Annotated in this window: 14 protein-coding genes; 9 read left to right on the top strand and 5 right to left on the bottom strand. The window is 59.7% G+C overall.

The window, feature by feature from the left end:
• Window positions 1-132 precede the first annotated feature (132 nt).
• A complete protein-coding gene (locus tag GSQ94_RS14685) occupies window positions 133-594 on the bottom strand; it encodes a YraN family protein (protein ID WP_158944606.1) in 462 nt (153 codons plus the stop codon).
• Between the two features lie 126 nt (window positions 595-720).
• On the opposite strand from GSQ94_RS14685, the gene GSQ94_RS14680 reads away from it, so the two are divergent.
• Window positions 721-2,595: an LssY C-terminal domain-containing protein gene (locus GSQ94_RS14680; RefSeq protein ID WP_158944605.1), complete on the top strand. Its 1,875-nt coding sequence runs from the start codon at window positions 721-723 to the stop codon at window positions 2,593-2,595.
• Between the two features lie 19 nt (window positions 2,596-2,614).
• Here the strand turns inward: GSQ94_RS14680 and GSQ94_RS14675 are convergent, their stop codons facing one another.
• From GSQ94_RS14675 to GSQ94_RS14660, 4 genes are read right to left on the bottom strand one after another with little or no spacing between them, the layout of a single operon-like run.
• Window positions 2,615-3,046, bottom strand: coding sequence for a DUF1801 domain-containing protein (locus tag GSQ94_RS14675; RefSeq protein WP_158944604.1), 432 nt, complete (start codon window positions 3,044-3,046; stop codon window positions 2,615-2,617).
• On the bottom strand, window positions 3,043-3,270 hold the full coding sequence (locus GSQ94_RS14670; RefSeq protein ID WP_158944603.1) for a hypothetical protein: 228 nt from the start codon (window positions 3,268-3,270) through the stop codon (window positions 3,043-3,045). Before GSQ94_RS14670 ends, GSQ94_RS14675 begins: the two co-directional genes overlap by 4 nt.
• A gap of 26 nt (window positions 3,271-3,296) precedes the next feature.
• A complete protein-coding gene (locus GSQ94_RS14665) occupies window positions 3,297-3,710 on the bottom strand; it encodes an SRPBCC domain-containing protein (RefSeq protein WP_158944602.1) in 414 nt (137 codons plus the stop codon).
• The gene (locus GSQ94_RS14660; RefSeq protein WP_158944601.1) at window positions 3,710-4,030 is read right to left on the bottom strand and encodes a helix-turn-helix transcriptional regulator; all 321 of its coding nucleotides are present in this window, start codon (window positions 4,028-4,030) and stop codon (window positions 3,710-3,712) included. The genes GSQ94_RS14665 and GSQ94_RS14660 overlap by 1 nt, the downstream gene beginning before the upstream one ends.
• A gap of 166 nt (window positions 4,031-4,196) precedes the next feature.
• Between GSQ94_RS14660 and GSQ94_RS14655 the strand changes: the two genes are divergently transcribed.
• From GSQ94_RS14655 to GSQ94_RS14620, 8 genes are all read left to right on the top strand, one after another.
• Window positions 4,197-4,856: an NmrA family NAD(P)-binding protein gene (locus tag GSQ94_RS14655; RefSeq protein WP_158944600.1), complete on the top strand. Its 660-nt coding sequence runs from the start codon at window positions 4,197-4,199 to the stop codon at window positions 4,854-4,856.
• 245 nt (window positions 4,857-5,101) lie between these two features.
• The gene (locus GSQ94_RS14650) at window positions 5,102-6,217 is read left to right on the top strand and encodes a carboxypeptidase-like regulatory domain-containing protein (RefSeq protein WP_158944599.1); all 1,116 of its coding nucleotides are present in this window, start codon (window positions 5,102-5,104) and stop codon (window positions 6,215-6,217) included.
• 159 nt (window positions 6,218-6,376) lie between these two features.
• On the top strand, window positions 6,377-8,020 hold the full coding sequence (locus GSQ94_RS14645) for a CTP synthase (RefSeq protein ID WP_158944598.1): 1,644 nt from the start codon (window positions 6,377-6,379) through the stop codon (window positions 8,018-8,020).
• Between the two features lie 49 nt (window positions 8,021-8,069).
• Window positions 8,070-8,624 (top strand): chlorite dismutase family protein, encoded by a 555-nt coding sequence (locus GSQ94_RS14640; protein ID WP_158944597.1) that lies wholly within the window; start codon window positions 8,070-8,072, stop codon window positions 8,622-8,624.
• A 54-nt stretch (window positions 8,625-8,678) separates the two neighbouring features.
• Window positions 8,679-10,937, top strand: a complete 2,259-nt coding sequence (locus tag GSQ94_RS14635; protein ID WP_158944596.1) for an alpha/beta fold hydrolase — start codon at window positions 8,679-8,681, stop codon at window positions 10,935-10,937.
• A gap of 73 nt (window positions 10,938-11,010) precedes the next feature.
• Window positions 11,011-11,670 carry a DUF4230 domain-containing protein gene (locus tag GSQ94_RS14630; RefSeq protein ID WP_158944595.1) on the top strand — a complete coding sequence of 220 codons (660 nt, stop codon included), beginning with the start codon at window positions 11,011-11,013 and terminating at the stop codon, window positions 11,668-11,670.
• A 200-nt stretch (window positions 11,671-11,870) separates the two neighbouring features.
• Window positions 11,871-12,227, top strand: coding sequence for a hypothetical protein (locus GSQ94_RS14625; protein ID WP_216843090.1), 357 nt, complete (start codon window positions 11,871-11,873; stop codon window positions 12,225-12,227).
• Between the two features lie 140 nt (window positions 12,228-12,367).
• The coding region (locus tag GSQ94_RS14620; RefSeq protein ID WP_158944593.1) for an ACP S-malonyltransferase at window positions 12,368-12,797 on the top strand (430 nt) is incomplete at its 3' end.

The raw sequence follows: 12,797 nt of genomic DNA, 5'->3' as shown, positions 1-12,797 counted from the left end.
ATGTATTAGACACCGACTCCGGCTCGTTCGGATAGATTACCCAACGAGACCTCTGATTCTCACCTAAGAACAGTGGTGGAGGAACTGGCTCAACGGAAATCAGCTACGCCACATCAGACTTCCGCACAACCATCACCATCCAAACGCCTCCCGGTACAGTTCGAACTCGGTTCCCGATGGCAGCAAGTATACCGACACCACATCGAACCTCACGGGAACCTCCGCCCTCAACTTCTCTGGAAACCCCCTGAGATACGCGCGCGCCATCCTCCGCAGCATCTCCCGCTTGTCCCGGTCCACTGCAGACTCCGCAGAGCTCACATCCCGTCCACTCCGCGTCTTTACCTCGACAAAGCACAGCATCGGTCCGTCCCAGCCCACCAGGTCGATATCTCCCCACAGCTTCGCGCTCTTCCACCTCTGCGCAACTACGGTATATCCCATCTTGCGCAGATAAAAGAGAGCCTCCCGCTCACCCTTCGCCCCCGTCGCAAGGTGTGCCGGTCCTCCTCGTCTGAAGCCGTTCCGTCCCGCCAGCGACTCCATCCCCCGCAGCGCCCAGGCCTGAAAATCAATCCACGCAGTAGCTGTCATTCGCTCGCTCGTATATGATCTCTCCCATCACCTCCCCAGTAGAACACGTGGCTTCGGGATTGCTGTCTTCCGTAGAGCAACCCCATCCGCGCTGATGTCCGGGCTCCTGAACCAGAGGTGACACTTATGCCAGTTGCATTGGGAAGACTGTATCTGATCCTCGGAGTCTGCATGACTCTCGCAGGCTCAACCACCGCACAACAAGCGATCGCTCAAACCAACCCCAAGCCATCGGCTCAGGCCAATCCAGCCGTCGATACCTCCCAAGCAGTCGACGACACTCAGGAAACGCCAGACGACGAGTTAGATACCGCCGCCGTTACCATCGATGTCTCGCATACTTCCCCACTCATTCAAAAGCTCTACCAGGCCACACGCGAGACCAAAGAGCAGCCAATTCTCGACCGGCTCGCCGAAGCCAAAAAACTGCTCGCAGACGGAGCCGATGTCAAAGCGGTGGACCAGTACGGCCGCACCGCCCTCCATTGGACGATCTTTGGCTCAAGCTACAGCACCAAGCCGAAAGTCATCGTCTCCTATGAGGAGATTGCAGACCAGCTCATCCAGCACGGCGTAGAGATCAATCGCGAAGACATCTATAACGACACCGCCCTCGACTATCTCCTCTACTCTCCCAACTTCGAGATCCAAACCCTCCTCATCGAAAACGGAGCCACCAGCGGATTTCTCACCGCCTTCTTCCACTTCTTCAATCAGGAAAACGGCGACATGCCGCACACCATCGCGGCCAGCGTCGCGCAGTCCAGAAAGGCCGACCTCTCCCCCGGTCAGACTCTGAGCGTACGGCTAAACGGTCCCGTCTACAGCGAACACTCCCGCACCGGTGATCCCATCGAAGGCACCGTAACCTATCCCCTCTGCAAAAGCGGGGAAAACATTGTCTGCCCCACGGGAGAACTCGTCATCGCCCCTGGCACAAAGGTTCAGGCCACAGTCCTCTTCGCCCAAAAAGCTCCGGACAAATACTCCCGTCCGCGCCTCGTGCTCGACTTCTCCAACATCATCCATGCCGACGGCACTCGCTCGCCCCTCTACGCCCGCGTCATCGACGTCGACAACGCACGCGAGACTGTTCGCAACAACGAGATCCTCGGCATCATCCAGCCTCATGCTTCGACCAAGGCATCCTTCGCTCTCGCCGGCCTCGGCATGGTCAACCCCATCGCGGGCTACACCATCAAAGGCGTCTCCGCAGTCTACGGCCTCTCCATCCGCCGGGAGATTCTCTTCCCCGCAGGCACCGATCTGCAGATTCAAGTGGTGCGCCCGTCCATGCTCAAGACGAAGGACGCCTGGTCAGGCTGGCCCTTGCTGCCAGTCGATCCAAAGCTGAAGACGCTCGTCGCCGCGGCACCCCTGCGCGTCTACACCAAAGATAAAAAGCCCTCCGACCTGACTAATCTCATGTTCATCGGCTCGCAGCAGCAGCTCGTCGCGGCCTTTCAGGAATCAGGATGGTTCGAAGCAGACTCCCTCAGCATGGGCTCCGCCGTGAAATCGGTTCAGGCTACCCTCCGCGGCGCAGGCTATAACAGCGCTCCCGTCTCTCTGCTTATGATCAACGGAAGGCCACCGGACCTCGTCTTCCAGAAATCCCTCGACACCTTCGCCAAACGTCATCACATCCGAATCTGGAAGGAGCCCGGAACCTATCAGGGCCGCGATGTCTGGATCGGTGCCGCAACCCACGACATCGCCATCTCCACCCAACGAAAGGCCACCAAGTGGTCTCATCGTATCGATCCCCACATCGATCGCGAGCGCGAATGGATCGAAACCGACCTGCTCTACTCCGGCACTGCAACCTCTTACGCTCTTGTCGATCGCCCACACGCCCCGAAGAAGGCCGCAAACGCAACCGGCGACGACCTACTCACCGACGGTCAGCTCTCGATCCTGGAGCTCGGCCCCACGAAGCCCAACATCCTCAATCCGCCGAGCCCTATCCTGCAATCGCATTCAGTCTCAGCGACCCAATAAAAAACGTTCCGTGGCTGGCTCACTTCTTCTTGGCTGCTCGTTCAGCGAGCACCGCGGAGTTAGCTGCCACCGCCTCGCGAAAAAGCGCCTTGAAAGCGGCTTCGCTAATCTTCTCTCCTTCACGGAGGTCGATCGCACGCCGCACGTTCCCCTCCAGGCTGGAGTTGAACAGCTTCTTCGGATCTTTGAGTGAGGCTCCGCGAGCAAAGGTGAGCTTCACCACCTGCTTATACGACTCCCCTGTGCAGACAATGCCATCATGAGACCAGATGGGCACTCCGGGAGATGTTGGCTTCTCCCACTTCCACTCCTCCACTACATCAGGGTCGGCGTCGTGAATAAGCTGACGAAGATGAGCGAGCGTCTCTCCGCGCCAATCCCCCAGATCTTCAAACCTCTTGGTAATCTTCGCTGAAGCAGCTTCATCATTCGAATTAGTTTTAGCCTTCATGCTCTCTCCGTTCTTTTGTTCTGCCAGCCGAAAAGTCGCCAAACAAGATGGCCCTTCCACATCAACAATCCCGTAAGAACCATGAGAGGAAAGAAGACAAACCGGGTCGGACGGGCGTACTGCGGGAGCTTTTCAAACGGGCTATAGATATATCCGTATATAGGAATGCTGATGAGGATGTGAATCCAGCGAAGAATCAAACGCGGGCGGAGCTTTGCTCTCATAATTGAGACTCCTTTCGATGCCGACGTTATTGCAGACCGGCAACAACTCGTTCCAGACCACCAATGAATTTTTGCCAGCCGTAGTTCGCGCCTTTGTACGCGGCATCCTGATCGAGACCGAAGCCGGACTGTTCCATCCGCAGAAGCGTTCCGCCGCTTGTAGGGACCAACGTCCAGACGACGATGCTCTCCAACCCCAAAGCACCCCATCGATAGGAGAGCTTTTTATTAGGTTCAACGAGGAGGACTTCGCTGTCGATGATGCCGTTCCAGTTGGGCATGGGCGTCGAGCGGAAGGTAAAACCATGACCCACGACAGGCTGAAAGTCGCTGTCCATCAGCCACTCCTTTATCAGCGAACCTTCCGTAAGAGCACGCCAGATCTTCTCGGGCGCATATGGCATCTCTCTTTCAATCACAAGGGAACGTGTAGTAGTCATTAGTCCATCCGTTTCAGCAAGTCTTCGAGGCGGTCAAACCGGTCATGCCAGAAGCGACTGTAGGAACTCATCCAGTCAGCCAATGGCACGAGAGCCTCAGGCCTGGCATAGTAGTGAGTCTCGCGGCCTTGCCGTCGGTTGCGGACCAGCTTGGCACGCTTCAGGGTCGACAAATGCTTCGAAACCATCGGCTGGGACACACCTGCTTGCTCTGTCAAAGCATGAACGGTCTGCTCGCCGTCACGGGTCAGCCGTTCGAAGATGGCTCGGCGAGTCGGATCCGAAAGGGCTTTGAAGACACTGTCCTCAGGGTTGGTCACGTTTAAACCATAACCATATGGTTATGGTTTGTCAAGGTAAAGTTCTACGCTGCCGCGAGTAGACCCGATCGCCACATGGCCCGCACATCTCAAATCCAAAGTGAACTGCCGTCACTCGTTAGCCAAACGAACATCTCAAGCCTGCATTCCTCTGTACCATGTCCTCATGAACGTAATTCTCTTTGGTGCCACCGGCATGGTCGGCCAGGGTGCTCTTCGTGAGTGTCTCCTCGACCCCGAGGTAAAGCAGGTCCTCATCATCGTTCGCAACCCAACCGGCCAGCAGCACGCCAAACTGCGCGAACTCGTTCATCGCGATCTCTTCGACTACTCCACCATCGCATCCGGCCTTACCGGCTTCGACGCCTGTCTCTTCTGCCTCGGCGTCACCTCCGCTGGCATGTCCGAAGCCGAGTACACCCGCATTACCCACGACCTCACCCTCGCCGCCGCAACCACGCTCGCAAAGCTCAATCCGTCCATGACTTTCCTTTACGTCTCTGGATCCGGAACCGACGGCACCGAGCGAGGTCGCAGCATGTGGGCCCGCGTCAAAGGCAAAACCGAGAACGATATCCTCAAGCTGCCCTTCAAAGCGGCCTACATGTTTCGCCCCGGATTCATCCAGCCGCTCCACGGCATCGTCTCCAAAACAAAGTCTTATCGAATCTTCTACGCAGCTCTTAAACCCATCCTGCCGCTTATGAAAAACCTCTTCCCTCGCCAGATCGGCACAACCGAGCAGGTCGGCCGCGCCATGCTCCTCGTCGCCAAAAACGGCTATCCCCGGCCCGTTCTTGAATCCACAGACATCAACACTCTTTGAAAGGCTGCGCCGAGTTCTTCGGCCCGCGAGATCAGGCAGCCGCTATGCTATCGGGTTGCATCCAATCAAAAGCTTCCACAGTCCATCCACCATCTCTCTTGACCACCCTAAACTCAGACCGATGGTGATTGTGGAATAGATACTGGAAGAGGCAAGATCAAAGTAACTCGGCAAGGCTACCTCCCCGTTCCTTGTCTGTCACAAAACTGCCGACGTGGACATCTACAATTGGAAACGTAGCTGATATGCATGGACTGCGTAATCCGGGCCCGACTCTTCTGACCATCCTGCTGTGCGTGATGCTCGGCATGATTGCACATGCGCAGACGCCTTCCAGCAGTTCCCCGGACGTTACGCAACAAGTCGCCGCGCTATCTCCCGAACTCCCGGACGCGCCCGGACAGCAATCGGCCAATCTCCTTCCCTCCGACCCACAGCCCACCGGCAGCATCAGTGGCACCGTCCTCGACATCAACGGAGCCCAGGTTGAAGGTGCCCTCGTCTCCATTCAGTTCCTCGACGCGAGGCCCCAACGGACCATCGCGACCGACGCCTCAGGCTCGTTCAGCTTCACAGCTCTCGGCCCTGGCACCTTCAAAATCGCGATCGTCTCGTCAGGCTTTGCCAACTGGGTCTCCACCGCTCTCGTTCTCCAAAAAGCCCAAAGCTTTGAACTCCCAACCGTCATGCTCCAGGTAGCCTCCGCCATGACCAACGTCGACGTAAACTTCACCCGATACGACATAGCCGAAGAGCAGGTATCGCTGGAAGAGAAACAGCGCGTACTCGGTGTCTTCCCTAACTTCTACGTCTCATACACATGGGACGCCGCCCCTCTCACCTCCGGCCAGAAGTTTCGCCTCGCCTTTAGAACCGCATACGATCCCGTATCCATCGCGATCCCTGCAATCATCGCCGGCGTCGAACAATCGCAAAACACCTTCAGCGGCTACGGCCAGGGCACAGCCGGCTACTTCAAACGCTTCGGAGCGTCCTACGGCGACGGCTTCATCGGCAGCATGATCGGCAACGCCATCCTCCCCTCGATCCTCCACCAGGACCCCCGCTACTTCTACAAAGGCACCGGCACCATCCGCTCCCGGGCCCTCTACGCCATGTCGACCGCCTTCATCTGCAAAGGAGACAACGGCCGTTGGCAACCGAACTACTCCTTCATCCTCGGAAACTTCGCCTCCGCAGGAATCTCCAATCTCTACTACCCGGCCAGCGATCGCAACGGCGCTGGCCTCACGATATCCAACGCGCTCATCGACACCGCCTCAGGCGCAGCCTCCTCCTTGATCCAGGAGTTCCTCGTCAAGAAGATCTCCCGCGGCATCCCGAAGAATCCCGTCCCCTGAAAAACAGAAAAAGAAAGCCCCATCTCAGCCCTCAGAGTCATGTGACTCAAACTGGCTTCCCCTCGAAAAGTCAACCCATTGCTTCCAAGCGCGGACCCTGCGATACTTAACCGTGCCCATCCTGCACAAACTTCAAATACATACAAAGAGGTCGCGGACATGTCTGCAAAGTACATCTTCGTAACTGGCGGAGTCGTGTCTTCCCTTGGCAAAGGTCTCGCCGCCGCCTCCATCGGCTGCCTCCTCGAAGCCCGCGGAATCAAGGTCAATCTCATGAAGTTTGATCCCTATCTCAACGTCGACCCCGGCACCATGTCGCCCTTCCAGCACGGCGAGGTCTTCGTCACCGACGACGGCGCCGAGACCGACCTCGACCTCGGTCACTACGAGCGCTTCACCCACGCCAAGCTGACACGTGACAACAACCTCACTACCGGCCGCATCTACGAGCAGATCATCACCAAGGAGCGCCGCGGCGACTATCTCGGCAAGACCGTTCAGGTCATCCCGCACGTCACCAACGAAATCAAGAACGCCATGCGCAAGGTCGGAGCCGACTGCGACGTCGCCATCGTAGAGATTGGTGGTACCGTCGGCGATATCGAATCGCTGCCCTTCCTCGAAGCCATCCGCCAGATGCGTCAGGACCTCGGCCGCGAAAATACCTGCTTCGTCCATGTCACCCTCATCCCCTGGATCGCCGCCGCGCAGGAACTTAAAACCAAACCCACCCAGCACTCCGTCAAGGAGATGCTCTCCATCGGTATCCAGCCAGACATCCTGCTCTGCCGCTCCGACCGCGCTGTTCCCCGCGAGATGCGCAACAAGATCGCCCTCTTCTGCAACGTGGAAGAGCCCGCCGTCATCGCCGCCCGCGATGTCGCCAGCATCTACGAGGTCCCTCTCACCTTCGCCGCCGAAGGCGTAGACACCCTCGCCCTCAAGTACCTCCGCATCGACGCCAAGGCTCCCGACCTCTCCAAGTGGCAGGACATCGTTCGCCGCGCCTATCACCCCAAAGACGAAGTCTCCATCGCCATCGTCGGCAAGTACGTCGAGTACGAAGACTCCTACAAATCCCTCAAGGAAGCTCTCGTCCACGGCGCGCTCGCCCACAACCTCAAGCTCCGCGTCACCTGGCTCGAAGCCGAAGGCCTCGAAGTCCCCGACTACGCCGCTCAACTTCAGGGCTTCGACGGCATCCTCGTACCCGGCGGCTTCGGCAAGCGCGGCATCGAAGGTATGCTCAACGCCATCCGCTACGCCCGCGAAGAGGCAGTCCCCTACTTCGGCATCTGTCTCGGCATGCAAACCGCCTGCATCGAGTACGCCCGCAATGTATGCGGCCTCAAGGACGCCAACTCCGGCGAGTTCGACCCCGCCACCCCGTACCGCATCATCTACAAACTCCGCGAGCTCACCGGAGTTGAAGAGATGGGTGGCACCATGCGCCTCGGAGCCTGGGACTGCGTCATGGAGCCCGACTCCCTCGCCGCCCACGCCTACGGCAAAACAGAAATCAGCGAGCGCCACCGTCACCGCTACGAGTTCAACCGCGAGTACGAAGCCATCCTCACCGGCGCAGGCCTCCGCCTCACCGGCACCACGCCCGACGCCACCTACGTCGAGATCGTCGAAATCCCCACGCACCCCTTCTTCCTCGGCTGCCAGTTCCACCCCGAATTCAAATCCAAGCCGCTGGAGCCGCACCCGCTCTTCCGCGACTTCATCGCCGCAAGCTACCAGAACCGCATCGCCACTCACAACGAAATCGCAACCTCCTCCAGCATGGAAACCATGTAACTAATGCAAGGGGTCCGTTGTCCAATCACTCGCATCTCTACTGAGCGATATGGCACGACCCCTCTTAGTCTCCTTCATCTCCGGATCTATCGGCCCATGGCGAATCGAACGGCTCGACGCAGTCCGCGGAGAGAGTCTTCAACCTGCCGAAAGACTCGAAGTTCTCGAAGGCAGCGAATCCGATCTCACCGGCAGCTTCGTCTGGTCTCTGCGCGGCTTCACCAGCAACAGCCGCTACACAACCTCTTCTGAAACCGAAGCCCTCAACGCAAAGCAGCGTGGCCTCAACTGCCGTCGCGCCACCCGCGCCGCACTGATTCCCATTCGCAAGATAGCGGCATGGTGGGATCTCTCCCAAAACGAGCGCCGCGACATCTTTGAAGAGCAGTCAAAGCACATCCGCATCGGCCTGGAGTATCCACCCGCCATCACCCGTCGCCTCCATCACTGCCGCGATCTCGGCGAACCATTCGACTTCCTCACCTGGTTCGAATACGCACCCGAGCATGCCGATGCCTTCGATGAGCTAGTGCACCGCCTTCGCGAGACCAGGGAGTGGCAGTATGTAGATCGCGAAGTCGACATACGTCTCATCCGCGAGTAACAAGCCTCTGCGTGTTTGGTCGCTCCCTTTTAAATCTGTAGACTTGTCGCAACCATGCGTCTTCTTCTGCGATCTACTCTCCTCCTCAGTCTCACGGCTACCTGCGCCATCGCGCAAACCACTGTCCAGACCACCTCTGCCACCGACCCAGGCCTCCGCACCATCGCCGACGCCAACAAAGACCTCACCGGCACTCCCCCTCACGGCACCTCATGGAGCCCCGACGGCAAGCTCCTCACCTACATCGCCTCCGACAACGACCCCATCGGCAAGTCCGGCGACATCGTGCAGATCGAAGCCGCAACCGGCCACGCCAGCGTCCTCGCCACCGCAGACCAGCTCAGCAAACTCACCACCGCCGCCGTCAACGAAAAGGACGCAGACCATCGTGCCCGTTACGGCATGTCTGCCTACATCTGGGCGGCGGACTCGAAGCATCTTCTCCTCGACAAGGGAGGCCGTCTCTGGCTCTACGACATCGCCGCAGGCACCGGCACCCTCATCGTCGACACCCACGAGGGCTCAGGCGACGATCCCAAGTTCTCTCCCGACGCCAAATCGGTCTCCTACCTTCAAAGCCACAACCTCTTCGTGCATCCGGTAGCCAGCGCCGGCAAAGAGACAGCACTCACCCACGACACTACCGACACCCTCCTCAACGGTGAGGTGGACTGGGTCTACCTCGAAGAGCTCGACGTCCGCAGCAACTACTTCTGGTCGCCCGACTCCAAATCCATCGCCTACCTCCAGATGGACGAAGCTAAGGTCCCGCAGTATCCCATCACCGACTGGATTACCACCCACGCCACCATCGACAGTCAACGCTACCCCCAGCCCGGCGACCCCAATCCCGCCGTTCGCGTCGGCATCGTCTCCGCCAAAGGCGGTAAGACGAAGTTCATTGAACTCCCCTTTAGCGCCAACAATGACTACATACCCCGCTTCGGATGGGTCGACGCCAACACCGTCTACGTCGAGATCCTCACCCGCGACCAGAAACATCTCAACCTGTACTTCGCAGAGACCCGCTCCGGCAAATCCCGCCTCGTCTACACCGACACCGACGCAAAATACCTCGACTTCAGCACCGATCTTAACCTCCTCTCCGGCGGCCGCTTCGTCATCAGCAGTTGGCGCGACGGCCACTCGCATCTCTACCTCTACAGCTTCGACGAGCATCACCCCCTCGCCGCCGACGCCACCCTCACCCGCCAGCTCACCCAGGGCGACTATGAAGTCGAAGACGTCAATAGCATCGACGAAAAATCCGGCACCGTCTTCTACTCCTCCAATGAAGGCTCACCCCTCGAAGACAACCTCTGGTCCATCAAACTCGACGGCACCGCCAGGCAGCAGCTCACCACCGGTCGCGGCACCCATGGTGTCCGCACCTCGCCGGATGGCACCCACTTCACCGACTACTACAGCGACGCCATCACCCCGCCCGTCGTCAGCCTCTGCACCGTCGGCCAGAGCTGCATCCCCTACTGGAAGTCAAAACCCGTTGCCCCCGCAACCGGCGCCACCAGCGCCATAGTCTCGGTGACCGCAGCAGACGGCAAAACCAAACTCTACGGCCGCCTCACCCTCCCTGCCTCCACCACCGCAGCCTCCGTCCCACTCATCCTCAACCCCTACAACGGCCCTACCCCCGAAAGCAGCATCCGCAACTCGTGGAGCGGCGGCCAGATCTTCAACGAGCTCCTCGCTCAACATGGCTTCGCTATCCTCGACGTGGACACACGTGGCAGCGGCGGTCGCGGACGCGACTTCCAGCAAGCAGCCTTCCGCAACTTTGGCCCCGTCCAGCTCTCAGACCAGCTCGCCGCACTAGACCAGATCCTCGCCCAATACCCGCAGCTCGACCCCAAACGCATCGGCTGGTGGGGCTGGAGCTGGGGCGGCACCTTCACCCTCTACGCCATGACCCACACCGACCGCATCCGCGCTGGCGTAGCCGTCGCCCCAGTCACCGACTGGCGCAACTACGACTCCATCTACACCGAGCGCTACCTGGGCATCCCTTCCACCGAGCCCAACAACACCTACACCACCGACTCCCCCGTCACCGAAGCCGCCAAACTCAAAGGCCGTCTCCTCATCGCCCACGGCACCGGCGACGACAACGTCCACATGGCCAACACCATCCAATTCATTCAGCCTCTCATCGACGCTGGCATCCCCTACGACCTCCAGCTCTTCCCGCGCAAAACCCACTCCATCGCCGGCCCCACCGCCCGCGATGAGCTCTACACCCGCATCCTCTGGCAATTCGAAACCTACCTCAAACCCTCAGCAGCAAATAGCCCTTAGCCCATCAACAAGAACACCGCAGAGTGGCCTGATCCTCTCGGCCACTCTGCGAAGTAGTAGGATCCAAACAAGCATGACTACCCAATACGGCGCCTATGGCTCAAACCGCAGCTCCTCCGGAACCTTCTTCGCCGTCCTGCTCTCTTTGATCCTTGGCGCAGCCGCCCTGGCCGTCTTCATCCGCCACGCCACCACCGGAGTTCTTGCCCGGGTCGCCACCGCCATCACTGGCCGCACCACCACCTACGACACATCCGTTCCCGCCGTCGTCCAGCGCATCCAGCGCCTCAGTCGCCTTGAAACCGTCGTCTACTCCATCGATACCGTCGTCGAAGGCTCCAAGTCCAGCACCGTCCTCCCCGACCTCCTCGCTGGCGACCGCCTCCTCCTCGTCGTCCACGGCCAATCGATCGCCGGCATCGACCTCGCCCAGCTCAAATCCGAAGACGTCCGCATCGACAATAGCGGCCAGTCCATCCACGTCACCTTGCCTGCCTCTCAGCTCTTCATCACCACCCTCGACAACCAACATACCCGCGTCTACGCCCGCGCCACCGGCCTCCTCGTCCCCGTCGACCAGAACCTCGAATCCGACACGCGCGCCAAAGCCGAGCAGCAGCTCCAGCAATCGGCCCTCGCCGATGGCATCCTCGACACCGCCCGCAAGAACGCCCGCGCCACCGTCACCACCCTCCTCTACAGCCTCGGCTTCCATCAGGTCGATGTCACCTAGCGCAGCAGCGAATGGCCAGCCAGCGCTTTGCGTCCATCAAGTCGACGTCACCTAAACCGAAACCCCACCCGCATTTCGCACTTGTCGTTGCCTTTGCCTTGCCGTTCTAGTGTCATCCCCCAATGGGAGGTGTGTCTCCCTTCCATCGACCTCCCACCATTCGCGGCAACCTTATCCGCCGCGAAGCGTCCAATTGGTCAATGCCACCGAAGCAGCACCTCTCCACCACCGATACTCCCACTCTCCCTCGAACCTGCGCTATCATTCAAAGCATGATCTTTCGCTCCAAGTCGCGGACTGAAGGCAACGAAGCGGAAGACATCCCCGTTACCGCCGCACTCCCCTTTCCCCATCTCGCAGACGAGGATGAGGACGACGCAGAATCGACCCTCATCAAGACCGTAGGCTGGATCTCCGCTGGCCTGGGAGCGGTCGCCCTTGGCCTCTTCGTCGGTCGCGAGCTGCGCCAGCGCTACAAGTTCAACCGCCGCACCCCCTACGACTTCTACGCCCACTCCGGCGACGAGCAGGACGTAGACTTCGGCCTGGGCATCTAGCAAAAAGACTCCTCCCGCCGACCAACGGGAGGCCCAAACCAATCGCCCCAGCCCGACCGGTACACAAGTCACGAAGTGACCGCCCCACGCGCAGTGGGCCCGTCCGGCAGGACATACTCTTTCAATTATCATCAGCATTGATGACAAAATTAGCCTTCCTCTTCCCCGGTCAGGGCTCGCAAGCCGTAGGCATGGGCCGCGACCTCTACGACAACTTCCCCACCGCCCGCGCCCTCTTCGACGAGGCCGACGAGGCCCTCGGCTTCTCCCTCTCCAAACTCATCTTCGAAGGCCCTGACGACCAGCTCAAGCTCACCGAGCACACCCAGCCCGCCATCCTCACCGTCTCTGTAGCCGCCGCCCGTGTCTTCACGGAAGCCCTCGCAGAAAAAGGCATCACCGGCCCCGCCTTCGCCGCCGGCCATTCCCTCGGCGAGTACTCCGCCCACGTCGCCGCCGGCACCTTCTCCTTCGCCGAAGCCGTCCGCACCGTCCGCTCTCGCGGCCAGTTCATGCAGCAAGCCGTCCCCCCCGGCGTCGGAGCCATGGCCGCCATCCTCGGCCTCTCCG

Source organism: Granulicella sp. S190, from assembly GCF_009766095.1.
Taxonomy (GTDB): domain Bacteria; phylum Acidobacteriota; class Terriglobia; order Terriglobales; family Acidobacteriaceae; genus Edaphobacter.
Note: the sequence above shows the minus strand (reverse complement) of the source record. Positions and strands in the feature narration are given on the sequence as shown.